14 protein-coding genes are annotated in these 19,057 nt (G+C 60.1%); 7 read left to right on the forward strand and 7 right to left on the reverse strand.

Annotation, left to right across the window (positions count from 1 at the left end):
• Positions 1–76: 76 nt before the first annotated feature.
• From traG to OIU37_RS22995, 3 genes are read right to left on the reverse strand one after another with little or no spacing between them, the layout of a single operon-like run.
• Positions 77–1,990 carry a Ti-type conjugative transfer system protein TraG gene (gene traG / locus OIU37_RS22985; protein WP_264258732.1) on the reverse strand — a complete coding sequence of 638 codons (1,914 nt, stop codon included), beginning with the start codon at positions 1,988–1,990 and terminating at the stop codon, positions 77–79.
• On the reverse strand, positions 1,981–2,220 hold the full coding sequence (locus OIU37_RS22990) for a conjugal transfer protein TraD (RefSeq protein WP_264258733.1): 240 nt from the start codon (positions 2,218–2,220) through the stop codon (positions 1,981–1,983). The genes traG and OIU37_RS22990 overlap by 10 nt, the downstream gene beginning before the upstream one ends.
• Positions 2,210–2,497, reverse strand: coding sequence for a TraC family protein (locus tag OIU37_RS22995; RefSeq protein WP_264258734.1), 288 nt, complete (start codon positions 2,495–2,497; stop codon positions 2,210–2,212). The genes OIU37_RS22990 and OIU37_RS22995 overlap by 11 nt, the downstream gene beginning before the upstream one ends.
• Before the next feature lie 220 nt (positions 2,498–2,717).
• Between OIU37_RS22995 and traA the strand changes: the two genes are divergently transcribed.
• The 3 genes from traA (at position 2,718) to OIU37_RS23010 (ending at position 10,160) form a co-directional block, all read left to right on the forward strand.
• Positions 2,718–7,328 (forward strand): Ti-type conjugative transfer relaxase TraA, encoded by a 4,611-nt coding sequence (gene traA / locus OIU37_RS23000; RefSeq protein ID WP_264258735.1) that lies wholly within the window; start codon positions 2,718–2,720, stop codon positions 7,326–7,328.
• A gap of 783 nt (positions 7,329–8,111) precedes the next feature.
• Entirely contained in the window at positions 8,112–8,804 is a 693-nt protein-coding gene (locus OIU37_RS23005) for a response regulator transcription factor (RefSeq protein ID WP_264258736.1), read from the forward strand.
• Positions 8,805–8,918: 114 nt separating this feature from the next.
• Complete coding sequence (locus OIU37_RS23010) at positions 8,919–10,160, forward strand: aminotransferase class I/II-fold pyridoxal phosphate-dependent enzyme (RefSeq protein WP_264258737.1); 1,242 nt, start codon at positions 8,919–8,921, stop codon at positions 10,158–10,160.
• 50 nt (positions 10,161–10,210) lie between these two features.
• Here OIU37_RS23010 and OIU37_RS23015 read toward each other — a convergent pair whose 3' ends face one another.
• From OIU37_RS23015 to OIU37_RS23030, 4 genes are all read right to left on the reverse strand, one after another.
• Positions 10,211–11,269: an extracellular solute-binding protein gene (locus tag OIU37_RS23015; RefSeq protein ID WP_264258738.1), complete on the reverse strand. Its 1,059-nt coding sequence runs from the start codon at positions 11,267–11,269 to the stop codon at positions 10,211–10,213.
• A 33-nt stretch (positions 11,270–11,302) separates the two neighbouring features.
• Complete coding sequence (locus OIU37_RS23020; protein WP_264258899.1) at positions 11,303–12,073, reverse strand: ABC transporter permease; 771 nt, start codon at positions 12,071–12,073, stop codon at positions 11,303–11,305.
• Positions 12,074–12,143: 70 nt separating this feature from the next.
• The gene (locus OIU37_RS23025; protein ID WP_264258739.1) at positions 12,144–13,052 is read right to left on the reverse strand and encodes an ABC transporter permease; all 909 of its coding nucleotides are present in this window, start codon (positions 13,050–13,052) and stop codon (positions 12,144–12,146) included.
• Between the two features lies 1 nt (position 13,053).
• Positions 13,054–14,163 carry an ABC transporter ATP-binding protein gene (locus OIU37_RS23030; RefSeq protein WP_264258740.1) on the reverse strand — a complete coding sequence of 370 codons (1,110 nt, stop codon included), beginning with the start codon at positions 14,161–14,163 and terminating at the stop codon, positions 13,054–13,056.
• A 233-nt stretch (positions 14,164–14,396) separates the two neighbouring features.
• Between OIU37_RS23030 and OIU37_RS23035 the strand changes: the two genes are divergently transcribed.
• From OIU37_RS23035 to fabG, 4 genes are all read left to right on the forward strand, one after another.
• On the forward strand, positions 14,397–15,095 hold the full coding sequence (locus OIU37_RS23035; protein WP_264258741.1) for a GntR family transcriptional regulator: 699 nt from the start codon (positions 14,397–14,399) through the stop codon (positions 15,093–15,095).
• A gap of 107 nt (positions 15,096–15,202) precedes the next feature.
• On the forward strand, positions 15,203–16,564 hold the full coding sequence (locus OIU37_RS23040) for an aspartate aminotransferase family protein (RefSeq protein WP_264258742.1): 1,362 nt from the start codon (positions 15,203–15,205) through the stop codon (positions 16,562–16,564).
• A 2-nt stretch (positions 16,565–16,566) separates the two neighbouring features.
• On the forward strand, positions 16,567–18,276 hold the full coding sequence (locus OIU37_RS23045; RefSeq protein WP_264258743.1) for an acetolactate synthase catalytic subunit: 1,710 nt from the start codon (positions 16,567–16,569) through the stop codon (positions 18,274–18,276).
• Positions 18,273–19,049: a 3-oxoacyl-ACP reductase FabG gene (fabG, locus tag OIU37_RS23050; protein ID WP_264258744.1), complete on the forward strand. Its 777-nt coding sequence runs from the start codon at positions 18,273–18,275 to the stop codon at positions 19,047–19,049. The genes OIU37_RS23045 and fabG overlap by 4 nt, the downstream gene beginning before the upstream one ends.
• Positions 19,050–19,057 lie beyond the last annotated feature (8 nt).

The following is a 19,057-nucleotide window of genomic DNA, read 5'->3' on the forward strand; positions in this document are numbered from 1 at the left end:
AGCGGCGTGCAAAAGGCGCTTATCGCAGACGTTCGTCCAAGGCAACTCGGGCGGCGCTCCCGGACGCTTGGGATCATCAACTCCGCACGAAGCGATTGGTCTTCGCTTGCTTGTCCATATCCTTCCGACGGAAATAGATCGCCCGGCCGCAGCGGATCGGGCTATGGCCCTGGACGATGATGATCTGCTCGTCCTTGCGCATCGATTGGGTGATCTCGTGCGGCATGATCAGCGGCCGGCGCTGGAAATTGACGCTCTCGGATTTGCGCGCGCCGCCCCCTTTCGTGTCCCAGCCGATATTGCGCGACCGCCCCTGGACCTCAACGGTCATTTCCCCGCATTGCGCGGAAACATTGCGCGCGGTATCGAGCGCCTTGATCGCGGCATAGGAGGCGAAAGCGCAGCCATCAATCCATGAAGTCGCGCCATCCTTGCCGAAGTGCTGCTCCAGTTGCCCCACCGATTGGTAGAGCAACATCATGCTGACGCCGTACTTGCGACCACGATCGCGCGCCTCCTCCAATACGCGCATATAGCCGAGCAGATCGACCTCATCGAGCATGAAGAGCGCTCGGCGGCTGAAGCCGCCATCGGCCTGGACCATGGCGTTGATCAGCGAGCCGATGATGACGCGCCCGATGCCGGGATAGGAGCGCAGGATCGACGCTGGGATATTGAGGAACACGTCCTTTCCACCGGTGACGATATCACTCGATTTGAAGGCGTTGCCGCAGACCAGCGTAGCGTAACTGTCCAGCGAGAGCCATTGCGTATCCTTAGACGCCGTCGAATAGACGCCTGAGAAGGTCTGCTCGGTCATGTTGGTGAAGACGCCGAGCGTTTCGCGGATGAAGACGGATTGCGAATGTTCCTGAATGTCACGCAGCATGGCGAGCACCGAGGGTTCCGGTTCGGACACGATCTGGCGCAGGCTGCGCAGATTCCGCCGGCCGGCATATTCCGGCGACAGCATGACATGGGCGAGCAGACCGGTCAGGAGATTGTGCGCTTGGTTCTGAAAGTAGGAGCTCGTCGAGGATTCAAAGCGCAGGCTTTCGGAGAGAAGCATGTGGGCGATGCCGACGATATCCTCCTCCTTTCGCTTCGAGTGCTCGATGCCGTCGAGGACGTTGAAGCCCACGATCGGATTTGTGGGATCGAGCACCTTGACCTCGCGCCTGAGAACGCGGGTGCGATGTTCGACCACCATCGGCGCGACCTCTGTGGAGGGATCGAGGCAGATCAGCGGGCCGGTATACCGCAGCGCTGTCGGCAGGACGTTGCTGGTCGTTTTGTATCCGCCCGATCCGGCGAAGAAGAGCATATGGGTGGAATCGAAGTCCTGGCTGTAGGTGAGCAGCGGCGCTTTGCCACCTTGTCCCCATGTGCTGCGATCCTTCGGATCAAAAGGCAGCTCATGAACGATTTCCTTGTCGACGCGATAACGCTCGCCGACGACGATCTCGCCGTCGGGGGGAAAGAGCTTTGCCGCCGCCGACATTGAAAGCCAATCGGCATCGCCGAAGGCCCCACCTTTCGCTCGTTTGACCGTCTCAGGCACGACGACGGAGATACGGGCAGCGACCGCCACCGTCATGAAGCCCATCAGCGCGCCGATCACGGCAATTGAATCCAGATAAGAAAGTGCCTGATCCCACGAGATGGCGCGGCTCTCCACGAATGGCGCGAGCCGGCCAAATTCGCGCAGAGCGAAGAAACTCGCCGCAGCCAGAAAGCATGTAAGGCTCGCCATTGCCACCGGTCTTCTCCGGTGCAAGGGGAGCGCCCAAACGGTCAATAATCCCGCAAGCGGCCCCAACAAAAGCGTCGGCATGGGTGCGGCACGCAGAAACCAGTATTCCATCTTGCCTGACAGGCCGTGGGCCAGCGCTGGCCATCGCCAACCGACGATGTATGCGGTGATCACGGTCACCGCGATCGGAACGAAGACGAACAACAGGCTCGGATGCAATCTTCCTCTCAGGGCCATTCCGTCGTCTCCCCAATACGCGAGGACAGCATATCCGACGAAGCAGATTTGAACGCCTCTTCGCCGATATCACGCAGCCGCCGATGTTCTGCCGATCCCGCTATAACCCTCGCCAATTCGATGAAGCCGCCGAGCAGAAACGCCCGGTCGGCCTTTGCCAGGCCGGCCTTGACGACGATGCCGCCGAGCAGGAATTTCTCGCGCGCTTCCTTCTTCCGGTCAGCCATCATGTGAACCCTCCGGCGCCGCTCCAGCGCCACCAGTTGCTGGTCGACGTGTTTGAGGAGATGGCCCGCCAGCCCCCTTCTTCTCCTCTTCGCGAAATCGCGCGGCGATCTCCTCGAAGATCCGCTCGACCTCTTCGTCGGCGATTTCCATTTCCGCGAGCCCCGACTTTGTCGCCGCACGGGCGAACCGCTCCGCCGATTTAACTATCAAAACTCGTCTGCGTTCTCGGAGCTTCTCCATCTGCGCATCGAGATCGGAAATCGATGATTTTACCGCCATGCTGAATCTTCCCTTCCTGAAGTTTTCCTTTGCAGATTGATTATACTGACTAGAATAAAATAGTTAAATAGGCTATTTTGCGCCAGCCCGAAAACGTCGCAGACGGAATTTCGGCCGATGGCCGTCTTCCGGAAAAGCGGCATCGGACCTCCGGTCCGATCGGTTTGAGGGCGCAATATACGTCGCTGTGGCGACGTGCTCAGAAGATCAGGAGACGGCAGTGGCGATCATGTTCGTCAGAGCGCAGGTGATCAGCCGGGGAGCGGGACGCAGCATCGTCTCGGCCGCGGCCTATCGCCACCGCGCCCGGATGATGGACGAACAGGCCGGCACGTCCTTTAGCTATCGCGGCGGGGCCTCCGAACTGGTTCATGAGGAACTGACCCTACCGGATCAGATGCCGACCTGGCTGCGGACGGCGATCGAGGGGCGTTCCGTTGCCGGCGCCAGTGAAGTGCTGTGGAATGCGGTCGAGGCTTTCGAGAAACGGGCGGACGCGCAGCTGGCGCGCGAGCTGATCATCGCCTTGCCGGAGGAACTGACACGTACAGAGAACATCGCGCTGGTGCGCGAGTTCATCCGGGACAATTTCACGTCCAAAGACATGGTTGCGGACTGGGTCTATCACGACAAGGACGGCAATCCGCACATCCATCTGATGACGACGCTCAGGCCGATGACGCAGGAGGGCTTCGGACCGAAGAAGGTTGCGGTGACCGGCGAGGACGGCAAGCCGCTGCGGGTCGTCACGCCGGACCGCCCAAAGGGCAGGATCGTCTACAAGCTCTGGGCCGGCGACAAGGAAACCATGAAGGCATGGAAGGTCGCCTGGGCGGAGACGGCGAACCGACATCTAGCGCTTGCCGGCCACGAGATCCGACTCGACGGCCGCTCCTATGCCGAGCGGGGCCTGGATGGCATGGCGCAAAGACATCTCGGTCCAGAGAAGGCAGCACTCTCCCGCAGGGGTGCCGAGATGTATTTCGCGCCAGCCGATCTCGCCCGACGGCAGGAGATGGCCGACCGGCTGCTCGCCGATCCTACGCTTCTGCTGAAGCGGCTCGCCAATGAACGCTCCACCTTCGATGAGCGAGATATTGCCAAGGCGCTGCATCGCACCGTCGACGATCCCTTAGACTTCGCCAATATCCGGGCGCGGCTGATGGCGTCGGACGATCTGGTCCTCTTGAAGCCGCAGCAGGTCGATGCCGAAACGGGAAAGGTGGCGGAACCCGCCGTCTTCACCACGCGCGAGATCCTGCGCATTGAATATGACATGGCGCGGTCGGCGCAGGTTTTATCGGAACGTCGCGGTTTCGCCGTTTCCGATCGGGTGGTTGCGGCGGCGATCAGACACGTCGAGACCCAGGATCTGGAAAAGCCTTTCAAGCTCGATGCAGAACAGGTCGCCGCAGTCCGTCATGTTACCGGTGACAGCGGCATCGCGGCCGTGGTCGGCCTTGCCGGCGCCGGCAAGTCGACCCTGCTTGCCGCAGCACGCGTTGCCTGGGAACACGATGGCCGCCGGGTGATAGGTGGTGCCCTTGCCGGCAAGGCCGCTGAGGGGCTGGAAGACAGTTCCGGCATCAGGTCGCGAACACTCGCCGCCTGGGAACTCATCTGGGCCAATGGACACGAGACGCTTCACCGCGGCGATGTGCTTGTCATCGACGAGGCCGGCATGGTGTCGTCGCAGCAGATGGCCCGCGTGTTGAAGATTGCTGAAGAAGCAGGGGCGAAAGTCGTGCTGGTCGGCGACGCGATGCAGCTCCAACCGATCCAGGCGGGTGCGGCCTTCCGGGCGATCACCGCGCGCATCGGTTTTGCCGAACTCGCCGGCGTGCGCCGCCAGCGCGAGCCGTGGGCGCGCGAGGCGTCGCGGCTTTTTGCGCGTGGCGAGATTGGGAAAGGTCTTGATGCCTATGCGCAGCAGGGCCACCTTGTCGAGGCAGAGACGCGCGACGAAATCATCGATCGGATCGTCGCCGATTGGAGCGAAGCGCGCAAACTGGCAATCGAGACGTCAGTCCTCGAAGGCCATGGCGGCCGTCTTCGCGGCGATGAGCTGCTTGTGCTCGCTCACACCAATCAAGACGTGAAGCGTCTGAACGAAGCGCTGCGATCGGTGATGTCGGACGTGGGCGCGCTGGGTGAGAGCCGCGCTTTCCGGACCGAACGTGGTGCGCGAGAATTCGCTGCCGGCGACCGCATCATCTTCCTGGAGAATGCCCGTTTCCTCGAGCCTCGTGCTCCCCGTCTCGGCCCGCAATATGTGAAGAACGGCATGCTCGGGACGGTCGTTTCCACCGGCGACGGACGTGGCGACACACTGCTTTCGGTCCGTCTCGACAATGGCCGCGACGTCGTCGTCAGTGAAGACAGCTACCGCAATGTCGATCATGGCTACGCCGCGACCATACACAAATCACAAGGTGCCACCGTCGAGCGAACCTTCGTGCTCGCCACCGGCATGATGGACCAGCATTTGACCTATGTGTCGATGACCCGGCATCGCAACCGCGCCGATCTCTATGCCGCGAAGGAAGATTTTGAAGCGAGGCCGGAATGGGGGAGGAAGTCGCGTGTCGATCATACCGCCGGCGTGACCGGCGAGCTTGTCGAAACCGGACAAGCCAAATTCCGGCCGAATGATGAGGATGCCGACGACAGTCCCTATGCCGATGTGAAGACGGATGACGGAGCCGTCCATCGGCTTTGGGGCGTGAGCCTGCCGAAGGCGCTCGAGGAGGGTGGTGTCTCCCGGGGCGACACGGTGACCCTCCGCAAGGATGGTGTGGAGCGGGTCGAGGTTCAGGTTCCGATCGTCGATGAGCAAACCGGGCAGAAGCGTTTCGAGGAGAGAGAAGTTGACCGCAATGTCTGGACCGCGAAACGCATCGAAACCGCCGAAGCCCGCCTGGAGCGCATCGAGCGGGAGAGCCATCGGCCAGAACTGTTCAAGCAGCTAGTAGAGCGCCTCTCGCGCTCCGGCGCCAAGACGACGACACTCGATTTCGAGAGCGAGGCCGGCTACCAGGCCCATGCTGACGACTTCGCCCGGCGTCGCGGGCTCGACACTCTTTCTCAAGCTGCTGCGGGCATGGAAGAGGAGGTTTCCCGGCGGTGGGCGTGGATTGCCGAGAAGCGCGAACAGCTGGCAAAGCTTTGGGAGCGGGCGGGCATGGCGCTCGGCTTCGCGATCGAGCGGGAACGGCGTGTTTCCTACAATGAGGAGCGCTCCGAAGCCCAAACCGTCTCGGATGCAGGCGCTGGCCGCGGCCGGTATCTGATCCCGCCCACCACAGTGTTCGCCAGGAGCGTGGAGGAAGATGCGCGGCAAGCACAGCTTTCGTCTCCTGCCTGGAAGGAACGGGACGCAATTCTGCGGCTGCTGCTTGAGAAGATTTATCGTGAGCCGGAGGCGTCGTTGTCAGCCCTGAACGCCCTGGCATCGGATGCAAGTACGGAACCGCGCAGGCTTACTGACGATCTTGCCGCGGCACCGGATCGGCTCGGCCGCCTGCGTGGTTCCGATCTCATCGTCGACGGTCGTGCGGCACGCGACGAGCGTAGCGTCGCGACCGCGGCATTGCTGGAATTGATACCGCTCGTCCGCGCCCATGCGACGGGGTTCCGCCGGAATGGCGAACGCTTCAATTTGCGTGAGCAACAGCGCCGCGCCCATATGTCATTGCCGATCCCGGCGCTCTCGAAGACGGCGATGGCGCGTCTTACGGAGATTGAGGCTGTGCGCAGGCAGGGTGGTGACGACGCCTACAAGACCGCCTTTGCGCTTGCCGCCGAAGACCGCTCGCTCGTGCAGGAGGTCAAGGCTGTCAGCGAGGCGCTCACCGCCCGCTTCGGCTGGAGCGCCTTCACCTCCAATGCCGATACGGTTGCCGAACGCAACATGGTCGAGCGTATGCCGGAAGACCTCACAAGTCTCAGACGCGAGAAGTTGGTCCGGCTGTTCGAGGCCGTGAAGCGTTTTGCCGAGGAGCAGCATCTCGCCGAGCGGCGGGATCGTTCGAAGATTGTTGCCGGCGCCAGTGTCGATCCGCAGAAGGAGAATGTCCCCATGCTTGCAGCTGTCACCGAGTTCAAGACCCCGATCGACGAGGAGGCGAGATCGCGCACTCTCGCCACGCCGCTGTATCGCCAGCAGCGGGCCGCGCTGGCGACCGTGGCAAGCACGATCTGGCGCGATCCGACAGGCGCTGTCGACAAGATCGAGGAACTGCTTGTGAAAGGCTTTGCTGGCGAGCGTATCGCCGGCGCGGTGACCAACGATCCTGCCGCATACGGTGCATTGCGCGGCTCCGATCGCCTGATGGACCGGATGCTGGCTTCCGGCCGGGAACGCAAAGACGCTGTGCAGGCCGTATCTGAAGCTGCCGCTCGCTTGCGGTCACTCGGTTCGGCCTACGTCAATGTGCTCGATGCCGAACGTCAGGCCGTCGCCGAAGAGCGACGGCGCATGGCGGTTGCAATTCCCGGCCTGTCGAAGCGGGCGGAAGAAGCGCTCATGCGGCTAACTGCTGAAGCGAAGAACAGCGGCCGCAAGCGGAATGCATCGGCCGTTTCTCTCGATCCGACGATTCGCCAGGAGTTCGACACCGTCAGCCGGGCGCTTGACGAGCGCTTTGGACGTAGTGCCATCGTTCGCGACGAAAAGGATCTCATCAATCGTGTGCCACAAGTACAGCGCAGCGCCTTCGAGGCGATGCGGGAAAGGCTGAACGTCCTCCAGCAGACCGTCCGCATCGAGAGCAGCGAGAAGATCATGTCAGAACGGCGCCAGCGCACCGCCAACCGCGGCCGGGAAATTTGAAGTCCATCGAACGATAGACTTTGCGGTCACCTGGAGCGTTGCCGCGAGGCACAGGCTCGCAGGCTATCGAAATAGGCGGCATCAACCGGCTCGGTCGTCTCGGATGAAGCACCTTCAAGCAGGAGATCACCCAAGTGCTGCCGAACTTTGTCGTGACGGATCTCGCCCGGGGACCTGCTCGCGAACTTCTGCAGGTTATCCAGCACGAAATATCCATAGCGGTCACGTTCATTTCCAAGCTTCCTCGATCTCATCAGCGCCCAGAAGTTTGAAAACGCGTACCCAAAAGGTGAAATCACCTGAGCGGCCGTCGTAGCGCGCGCATAGTGCGCACCAGGCAGCCGCCGTTGTCGCATGTTGTCCGTAAAGCGATCGGGCAGCAGTACTTATGTCCCCAACATCTGCATTACTCCAAAAATCCGGTGTCGCCGCAGCGCTGCCGGTTGAGAACCTTTTGAACATTTCGCGCATTAAAAGCCCCGTTACCGTCCGGAAACAGGCCATCAAATTATGCCGGACGTCGATCCCACCGAGTGGGCCACGATCACGTGCCGTCCCTGGCAAATATGCGCTTCGGCGCGAGATTCTTCGCGCCCTCAACATTATGTTGTAACAAAAAAGAAAGGCAAGATATAAAAATACCCGTATCGATCGCGCTTTTGCGAGTCTGTTACGCATTTATAAGCCACGGCGTGAGGTTCCAATCAACATGAGCCACTTTTCTGAAAATTTTGTCGTATCAAAAGCGGTCGCGGTAAGGCCAGTAACTGGCGGGGCGAGACGATGAGCGAACTTCTGGCGATAGTATCTCAAGACGCTGACTATTATTTGATGCTGTCATACATCTTGAAGGGAGCCGGATACAGGACGATGCTCGTCGATATTCCGAGCGAGGCGGTAGCTACTGCCGTGGAGCGTGACGCTGTAGCTATCATCGTCGACTGCCAGCCGGGTTCACATATTCTGGCTGATATCGCGTCGGGTCTGAAGGAAAGGGAACTTGCCAGCGTCGTCACGCTCATAGCGCTCGTTGCCGAAAAGGCCGCCTATCTCGACATCCTGAAAGCCAACGTAGATGAGAGCTTTACAAGGCCAATGCCACCGGAACGGCTCTTGTCTTACCTCCATGGTGCAATTGGCAGTTCCTCCGACGGCACGCATGGCCGCCTTGGTCCTATCTTTGACGATATGAAGCTGGACGTCAGCGGGCGGCGTGTCCTGGTAAGGGGGATGCCGGTCAATCTCAGCCCGATCGAGTTTCGTCTGCTGAGCGCTCTTATGGGTGAGGCGGGCCGCGTTCTCAGCCGCGCGGAGCTGATTGCCGTCGCTTGGCCGAAAACAGCCTTTGTCGAGCCGCGGACAGTTGATGTTCATATTGGCCGCCTCCGGCGTGCATTGAGGCGGGCGCTTGGCCGCGATGTGATTCGCACCGTGCCAAAGGAGGGGTATGCAATCGACGTTGCCCAAAGTATGTGACTTCGCCGCGTTCACATGTTCACCGAAATTTCCCAAAAATTTGCTGCCGCCTTCGTTGCATAAACGGCAAACTCGCGCATAGCGTGAAGTTCGTCGAACGTTTGGGAGGGCAATATGCAAGAGGCAGCTTCGGGCGCCGGATCGGCGAAAAAGTCCCACAGAAATACCGCGGGCCTGATCAGCCACGCAAGTCCCCACTTTGCAGCCGCCCATCTTGACGGCCTGATGGCACTCTATGTCCATCCGTCCGATGGGCGAGCGGTGGAACTGCCAGTTGCAGAGGGCAGATCGGAGCGCCTCATCGACTTCGTTCGCTGCTCGTATCTCGGGCTCGACAATCATCCCTCAATCATCGAAGGCGCAATCGAGACCGTCCGACGCTACGGGACTCTGCATTGGTCGTGCGCCCGCACGCGGCTCAATTTTGTAGCCCTCGGAGACCTCGAAGATGCTCTTTCTGATCTCTTCGGCGCGAGGGTGATTACCTACACAACTGTGCTTGCCGCCAACTTGAGCGCGCTTCCGCTGATTGCGTCCGGAGTCCTGACCGGCGGCACAAAACCGGTCATGGTATTCGACCGGCTTGCACATGCGACGCTTGCCTTCAACAAGCCCGTCGTTGCTGAAGAATGCGAGGTCCGCACGATCGGCCACAACGATCTTCAGACACTCGAAGATATTTGCCGCCAGAATGATACGGTCGCCTATGTTTGCGACGGTGTGTATTCCATGGGCGGCTGTGCCCCAATCAAGGAGTTGCGCGAGCTTCAGGAGCGATATGGCCTCTTCCTTTACATCGATGATGCTCACGGCATATCGATCTTCGGCGAAAGAGGCGAGGGGTTTGCCCGTTCACAAATGCCCGCGGGTCTCGGCGAGCGGACGATCATCGCAGCCTCGCTCGGTAAGGGTTTCGGAGCCTCAGGCGGCATGCTGATGCTCGCAACGGCGTTCCAGGAGGAAATCTTCCGGCGCTTTGCTCTCGCGCATGCATTCTCGGCCTCCATCAATGTTGCGGCGATCGGTGCAGCTCTCGCCTCGCAATCAATCCATCGCACACCGGAACTGGGCGTGCGGCAAAGGGCACTCGCAGAACACATCTCTCTTTTTGACGAACTGGTGCCGACCGCACAGGCAGGGTCCCGACTCCCGATCAGGACCGTCGTCGTCGGTGACGAGCTTGCGGCAATCGGCGCTGCCAGACTGGTACTTGATTCCGGTTACTATACGTCGGCCATTTTCTTCCCCACAGTCGCCAAGGGAAGGGCAGGGCTGCGAATATGCCCGACTGCCGGCCACACGGCTTTCGAAGTGCGCGGCGTCGCAGCTGCCGTCAATCGTGCTCTCAAGGGATAAAGATCCGACTCCGCCCCTTCGGGCGGCACCGCCGCCCGAAGGGGGGATCGTCATCGGATCCAGGCATTCCAACGCTCGAGCATCATCGCGGCATTGTCGTTGATCCATTTAGCATCCGGGATGACGATGTAATCCCGGATGTCCTCGTCGCTCGGCAGGGCCGCGCGTGCAGCCGGCGACATCAAATCGATAGCCTTGCGGCTTGGCGGCGTGCAAAGGAGTTCGTCGCACACGCCGGCCTGCGCCTCCGGATGATCGAGCCAGTAACCGATCAACTTCAACGCATTTCCGCGGTTCGGCGCATCCTTGATGATCGTCAAGCGATCGCCGACGAGGAACGAGGCCTGCTTGGACCAGGCGATCTGGCGTCCTTCCGCCTTCAGTGTATTTGCGCGCGTCAGCCAGATCTGCCCGATGCTGTAGTCGCCGTTGCGAAAGCCCTGAACGCTCTGATCACCGGTCTTCCACCAGAGCGATATCGCCGGACGAATCTCGTCGAGCTTGTTGAGGGCGCGATCGACGTCGAGTGGAAAGAGCTTGTCGCGCGCAACGCCGTCGGCGAGGAGCGCGGCAGCCATGACCCGCCACGGATCGTCGAAATTTGGAAACGAGCGGCCACCGGGAAATTTTGTCTCGTCCCACATATCGGCCCAACTCAACGGATTTCCGCTCTTGAAGCCGGTCGGGTCGTAGGCCATGAGCGTTGCGGTCGAAAAAAGTCTCGCCCCGGCGCCGACGCAAGCATCCTTGACTAGGTCTGAGCGGCCCTGGAAAGACTTGCAGAACTCGGTGAGGTCTTCAGATGTCAGCCCATGCGCTTCAGCGCTCGCTTGGATCTCGCCGTCCGGGTAAAGGTCCCAGGTGACGTTGCCGGTCTTGACCATGGCCGCAGCTTTCGCCCGCATCTCGGCATTCGTTGCCGCGACCGAAACAACCTTGATGCCGGTCCTTTCGGTGAATGGCTCGAACCAGAATTTTCGAAGGGCCGCATCGTAGGCTCCACCAGTGGTCGCAATGATGACCTGCTCCTCGGCTTGCCCCGCCCTCGCGCCAGCAAGCATGAGGCAAGCCGCAAGCAGCAAAGGCTTGATCTTGGTTCGTTTTTTCATCGGTTGTTCCTCTGTCCGATTGATATGATCACGTTAATCCTCCCCGCGGTCGGTAAGGAGATGAATGGTCCCCATGAGCAGCAGCGATACCGCGACGAGCAGTGTCGAAACCGCCGCTATGACCGGGGTGAGATTGAAATCGATGTCCTCGAACATCTTGCGGCTGATCGTTTTTCCGCCGGTATCGGAAATGAAGAAGGCGACTGTTGCCTCATCGAAAGACGCCAGAAACGCAAAGACCGAAGCCGCAGCCACCGCCGGTGCGATGTTAGGAAGCACAATGCTGAAAAAGGCGCGGCTCCGGCTTGCCCCGCAATTCAGTGCGGCAAGCTCGAGTGAGGTGTCGAAGCGCTCAAGTGATGCCGACACGGTGAGGATCACATAGGGAACAGCAAGTACGGTGTGTGCGATCAGGAAACCAGCGAAATTGCCGGTCAGGCTGAGCGGGGAAAAAACCAGATAAAGGGCAACGCCAAAAACAACATGGGGAACGATCATTGGCCCCAGCGACAATGCCTGCAGAAGGGTCTTTCCCGGTAGATCGCCGCGAACGAGCCCGATGGCGGCCAATGTCCCGATGACCGTCGAGGCGACCGTCGTCGCCAGCGCAATCTGCAGACTGAAGATCGTCGCTGCGCGCCAGTCCGGATCGGATAGAAAGTCGATATACCAGCGAAGCGTCAGGCCCTTCGGCGGGAGCTCGATATAGCTGCTGTCGTTCAGTGAAATCGGGATGACGAGCAACGTCGGCAGGACCAGGAAGAAGAGGATTGCTCCTATCAGGAAACCCCCAAGGAGCCGCAATGCCGCTTTGCCGTAAGGCCGATGGGTGCTGTTGACGGGAGAGGGGGCGAATGAGGCGGTGACTGCGGGCTCAATTGACACTGTTCATTCCTTTGCTAACGGAAAGCGCCCTGCGGAACACAAGGACAAAGATCAGCGTCGTGGTCAGAAGGACGGTCGCGAGCGCTGCGGCAAATGGCCAGTCAAGCAGAACGGTGGTTTGCTGGGCGATCAGTGTTGCCATCATCAATGCTCCAGGCCCGCCGACGAGCGCCGGCGTGATATAAAAACCGATCGCCAGGATGAAGCACATGACGCATCCGGCAAATATTCCAGGCAAGCTGAGCGGCAAGGTCACGCGCAGGAACGCGTCAATCGGGCCGGCGCCGAGATTGCGGGCGGCTTGGGCGTACTCAGCAGGAATCGTGCGAAGAGCGTTGTAGATCGGCAGGATCATGAAGGGCATGAGAACATGCGTCATCGCAAGGATGACCGCCCCTTCGGTGTAAACAAGCTTCAACGGACTGCTAATGAGGCCGGTCTCGATCAGCAGGCCGTTAACGATGCCGTTTCGCTGCAGCAGCACGATCCACGCGTAGGATCGCACCAGCACTGAGGTCCATAGCGGCACGAACACCGCGGCCGATACGATTATTGCAGTCTTGCCTTTGGCGCGGGCCATGAAAAAGGCAACCGGATATCCAAGCAGTAGGCTCGCCACGGTTACGATTGCACCCGTCTGCAACGTGCGAAGCAGGACGTCGATGTAGAGCGGCTCGGTGACGATCCGCTCGTAGTACTCCAGCGTGAAGCCAGGCGCCATTAGGCTTAAAGAGATGAGTCGCCCGATTGGATAGATGAAGCCTCCCGTCAGTAAGAGCATCAACGGCGCAATAAGCAGGAACGTCAGGGCGTGCGAATACTGGCGCGCCGAGCGTGAGAAAAACCAGCTCGCTGGACGGGTTGGTGCAAGGGGTAGATTATCGACGGTCGTGGTCATTTCATGCCTCCGCAGCCGCAAAGAGCCGGAGGCCGTCGCGTTCGGCGATGACATCCACGAGTGTCCCCATCGCAAAGGCCGTTCTATTTCCATCGGCAGGGATCTGCACCTGAATGATCTCTCCGCTTCCGAAATCGGCGCGAACGAGATGAAGGTCGAAGGCGCCGGCAAAGACCGACGTTTCGATCCGGCCGGGAAGGGCGTTCTTTCCTCCCGCGCCACGAGCTGTAAGGCCAAGGCGCTCAGGCCTCAACGCGAGCCGAACACGATCGCCTGCTTTTGCCGAACCCTCGAAACCATGGGCAGCGCCGGGCGTATCAATGACTACGTCGTCACCCAGTCTGATCGTCCGGCTGTCGGCGGTCTCATCCAGGAATTCTCCAGTCAGGAAGTTCATCTTGCCGATGAAATCGGCGACAAAGGCGCTCTGCGGATTACAGTAAAGGTTCGCGGGAGTTCCGAGCTGCGCGAGTTGTCCCTTTGCCATGACAGCGATCCGGTCGGACATCGTCAACGCCTCCTCCTGATCGTGCGTCACATAAACGACCGTCGCACCGAGGCGGCGCTGAAGCTGTTTGATCTCGATCTGCATGGACTCGCGCAGCTTCTTGTCCAGCGCGCCCAGCGGCTCGTCCATCAAGAGAACGGGCGGTTCGAACACGATTGCTCGCGCGACCGCCACCCGCTGCTGCTGGCCGCCGGAAAGTTCGTGAGGATAGCGCTTGGCATATTGCGGGAGTTGGACTAGGTCGAGCGCCCGACCAACGCGTTCTGCCCTGAGGTCCTTTCGGACGCCACGCATCTTAAGGGGAAAACCAATGTTTTCGGCAACGGTCAGATGCGGGAACAAAGCATAACGCTGGAAGACCATCCCTATGTTGCGGCGATCGGGCGATACGGCTGTGACATCGCGCCCGCCAATAACGATGCGTCCGGCAGATGGGCTTTCGAAACCGGCGATCATTGTCAGAAGCGTCGTCTTGCCCGACCCGGACGGACCGAGGATCGACAGGAATTCGCCTGCCGCAATATCCAGGGTCACTCCACCAACGGCAGTCTGGGTCCCGTAGGCCTTGCCTATGCGATCGATGAAAACAGGCGCACCAATCAAAATGATATCTCCTCACTTGCGTGCTTTGACACGCATTGAAACCTCCCGGCTCCGCTCCTGCGGCACCAGGTGCTATGCCGGCAAGACCGGCAGCTGTTCGGACATGGCCTCCCCGGCCAAGGCGTTGCTAATATTCGCGTTACCGTTATGCTGTCACATTACGGTTTCGTTTTTCGCCTAATTCATTTTTGTTGCAACAAAAATGTGAAGATGTCAACGCATGGGGGTCAATTTTGAACGAAAGTACAACTAAAGAGGAATCGTCGGGATCGGATTTGCAGTCTGGGCGACTCAGCGACTTCGCTTATTCATCCATTAAGGAGCAACTCACGCGGGGTGCTTACAAGCCGGGCCACAAGTTGCCGATCCGTTCCGTTGCCGAAATGCTGAACGTCGGTGCCACGCCGGCACGCGAGGCGATCAACCGGCTGGTCTTCGAGGGCGCACTCGTCATGGTGGGCCCTAAAACCGTCATCGTCCCGCATCTCGATCTTACAGCACTCTACGAAGTCACGCAGATGCGACTTGCGCTTGAAGGGTTGGCCACGGAAAGAGGCGCGCTTCGCGCCACGAATGATGTAGTCGACAAGCTATTGGCGCTGCAGGAGAAAATCACACTGTCGCTCGACGAAAGGCGTTACTCCGACGCTCTTCACGACAATAAGGAATTCCATTTTACGATCTATCGGTTGTGCGAGATGCCGCGCCTCCTTTCGACCATTGAGGCCCTGTGGTTAAGGGTAGGCGCCTCGTTCCACGACCTCTATCCCGAGTTTGCGGAAGCAAAATACGGTGTCCACAATCATTTGGCCGCGATAGAGGGGCTGGTCGATAGAGACCCATCCGCGGTCCGTGCCGCAATGGAAAACGATATTCGAGACGGCTACCGGCGTCTGAAGAAAGCCGCGCAGGAGCGTCTCAAGCGGCAATAGCGTCGGCAGCCGGATTTTTTTGTTGCAACTTCTTCGGGTTCATGATTTTTGTGATAACAAAATTATGAAGGGTTGCGCCGCGACCCTCGTTGGCCGGAGAAGATCGAATGTTTCAACCAAATGTCCTTCGCAACGGCCGGGGATTTCCCCGGTCGAGGTCCGAACATTTCTTTAAAAAGGGTCGCCGCGTATTTCCGACCGGGATCACGCGGGTCACGGTGGATCACGAGCCCAGCCCGCTTTACATTTCGCGCGGGGAGGGAGCCTACCTCATCGATGTTGACGGCAATCGCCTCCTCGACCTGAATAATAATTTCACGACGCTGATACACGGCCATGGCTTTCTTCCAGTTGCCGACGCGGTCGCAGATCTGCTTCATCGCGGAACGTGTTTCTCCAACCCAACCGAGCACGAGATCACGCTGGCAGAGCTACTGATCGAGCGCATTCCGGCGATCGAACATATTCGCTTCGTCAACAGCGGGACCGAGGCTGTAATGTTTGCGATCAAGGCGGCCCGCGCTTTCACATGCCGGCCAGGTATCGCGCGGATCGAAGGCGCCTATCATGGCGCTTACAATTGGGCGGAAACGGGGCAGGCGGTGTCACCGGCTATATGGAACGACCCGTTGCGGTCGCCGGCGGTACCGGCCTATCGCGGAATGCCGCCTTCGGTAAGGGACGAGGTTACGGTTATCCGCTTCAATGACATCGCGGATCTGGAGCGCCGAATTGCTTCGGCTGCCCCTTCACTGGCTTGTATCCTGATCGATCCGATGCCGAGTCGCGCGGGGCTGATGGCGCCTGAGCCGAGCTTTCTTGCCGCTGTCGAGGCGATCGCGAAGCAATATGGGATTCTCATTGTTGCCGATGAGGTCCTCAATCTGCGGCAGTCATACGCGGGGGCGTCGGCCCGCTATGGTCTCCACCCCGATTTGGTCGCCGCCGGCAAAATCATCGGCGGAGGTTTTCCCGTCGGGGCGATCGGTGGGCGCAAGGACGTGATGCGGGTGTTCGCAAGCGACAGCGGAAAGCCGCTGCTGCCGCAAGGCGGCACGTTTTCGGCAAATCCCGTATCGATGGTTGCGGGCCGGGTCGCCATGGAGGCGATGACGGATGGCGCTTTCGCTGCGCTCGAGAGCCTTGGCGATGGCATCCGGGCTGGGCTTCGAAAGGAAATCGAGCGCCACGGGGCAGCCTTCAGCGTGACGGGGGCGGCATCCTTGTTTCGTATCCATCCGAAAGGAAAGCAGCCAACGGACTTCCGCGAGGCGTATCTTGCCCCGGAAGAGGCCGAGTTGATGGGGCGGCTCTCCAGGCATTTCCTCAATTGCGGCATCCTGCTTCCCAATGGCGCTGCGGCGTGCCTTTCGACAGCAATGACGACTGCTGACGGTGATGCGGTCGTCTCAGCCTTCGCAGACTTCCTTTCAATCCTCGAAGCAACTCCAACCGAAGAAGGCATCTGACCATGGCAACTAATCAAACAACCGTCGCCGAGCGGATCGCTCTTTCCCTGAAAAGGCACGACGTCACCCATATCTTTGCTCAGAGCCTGCCTTCGGCGGTTATCCTTGCGGCCGAAGCAATCGGCATACGCCAAATCGCCTACCGACAGGAAAACATGGGAGGGACCATGGCCGATGGCTATGCGCGGCTGTCCGGCAAGGTTGGCGTGGTAGCAGCGCAGAACGGACCTGCCGCAACGCTTCTCGTTCCGCCGCTGGCAGAAGCGCTGAAGGCTAGCGTTCCGGTCGTTGCTCTCGTCCAGGATGTCGAACGAGACCAGGCTGATCGCAATGCATTCCAGGAACTCGATCATCTCATCCTATTCCAATCCTGCACGAAGTGGGTGCGCAAGGTGCTGGTTGCGGAGCGGATCGACGACTATGTCGATGCTGCTTTCACAGCAGCCGCCTCGGGCCGGCCGGGACCGGCAGCTCTCCTGCTCCCTGCCGACCTTTTGCGGGAACAAATATCCCCTTCGCTCTTTCGTCGTGAGGCTGTGCTTGGCCACTGGCCACTCGATCGGTTGCGTCCGTGCGATAGTGACATCGAGCGCGCGGCCTCGATGATCGCCGCAGCCCAGGCACCCATCGTCATCGCCGGAGGAGGCGTTCATGCAAGCCATGCCGCCGCCGAGCTTTCAGGCCTACAGGACGAAGCCTCGCTTCCCGTGCTGACGACCAATATGGGAAAAGGCGCGGTCGACGAATACCACCCGCTGTCAGCCGGCGTTCTCGGCGCTCTCGTCGGGCCGCGATCGCTCGGACGGCACACTCTTGCCCTTGTCGAAGAGGCCGATCTCGTCATTCTGGTCGGAACGCGAACCAACCAGAATGGCACCGATAGTTGGCGGCAAATCCCCCGGTCCGCGTCAGTCATCCACATCGATGTCGATCCCACCGAAATCGGGCGCAACTACGAAGCGATCCGATTGGCGGGCGATGCGGCCGAAACCATTAGCGCGCTGCGTAGTACGCTTGCCCGACGCGATCTGTCGCACCGCGCATCGCAGCGCGATAAGTTGATGACTCGTATCGCTGGATTTTGGCGCTCGTTTGACATGGAGCGCCAATCTGTTGCTCGTTCAGAGAAAAGTCCGATCCGTCCCGAGCGGGTCATGTCCGGCCTGCAGCAAGTGCTGACGGCAGATACGACCGTTGTTTCCGATTCGAGCTATTCTTCGATGTGGATAGCCGGCCAGTTGCGGGCTCTTTCCCCCGGAATGCGCTTCCTGTCGCCGCGCGGCCTTGCTGGACTCGGGTGGGGCTTGCCACTTGCGCTCGGCGCAAAAGCCGCGAAGCCGGACAAGCCAGTTGTCACCATCGTGGGGGATGGCGGCTTCGCGCATAGCTGGGCGGAGTTGGAGACTATGGTGCGGAGCAAACTTCCCGTACTCATCATCGTTTTGAACAACGGTATCCTCGGATTCCAACGTGACGCTGAAACTGTCAAGTTCGGCAGCTTCACGACTGCCTGCAGCTTTGCCGACGTCGATCATCGGCGGATTGCCGAGGCTTGCGGCTGCCCGGCAGTCCGCATCTCCGATCCTGCGGATCTTCCTCGATACCTCGAGCGCGGCCTGCGTGAAGAAGGTCCCTTGCTGATTGAGGTAATAACAGATGCGGCCGCCCATCCGCCCCTTTCACTGTTTGCTGCAATGGATCAAGCGGCATGAGCTCTGGTGGCATCCCACGAGTAGCGGTCGTCAGCGGTGGCACGACCGGGATCGGTCTTGCCACTGCGTTTCGTCTGCTCAGAGCCGGTCACCGGGTTGCCGTCTTCAGCCATGGCGAAGCAAGCGTCATGGCGGCGGGCGCCGCGCTTGCCGAGGCTTTTGGACCAGAGCGCTCGCTTGCGAGAAAGATTGATCTCCGCGAACCGGCGGCAGTTGATTCCTTATTCAGCGAAGTCGCCCGTGTCTTGGGCGCACCTGGGATCCTCGTCTGCAACGCCGGGATCTCGCCGAAGGGGCCCGACGGCCCTCTTCACGTCGCCGACCTTACCCTTGAAGAGTGGAACGACGTGCTCGCTGTCAACCTGACAGGGACGATGTTGTGCTGCCGGGCTGTTCTGCCTGCCATGAAGGAAAGCGGCTATGGACGCGTCATCTTCGTTGGATCTCTCGCCGGCCGCACAAGGCCACGGATCGCCGGCGCGAGCTATGCGACGTCCAAAGCCGCACTTTCAGGATTGTCTCGCGTGCTGGTCTCTCAATATGGCCGCTATGGCATAACATCGAACGTCGTGGCGCCAGGTCGCATCGTGACGCCCCTGACAGGCTCCCCGCAAAGCAAGACCAACATGGACGCGCTCGCCCGCATTCCGGCCGGTCGGCTCGGTGCTCCAGACGACGTCGCCGCAGTAATCGCATTCCTGGCATCGGAGGATGCCGCGTTCGTCAATGGAGCCATCATAGATGTTAACGGTGGCGAGTTCGCGCCGAGCTGAGTTCGCTG

The organism is Rhizobium sp. BT-226 (genome assembly GCF_025847085.2).
GTDB classification, from domain to species: domain Bacteria; phylum Pseudomonadota; class Alphaproteobacteria; order Rhizobiales; family Rhizobiaceae; genus Rhizobium; species Rhizobium sophorae.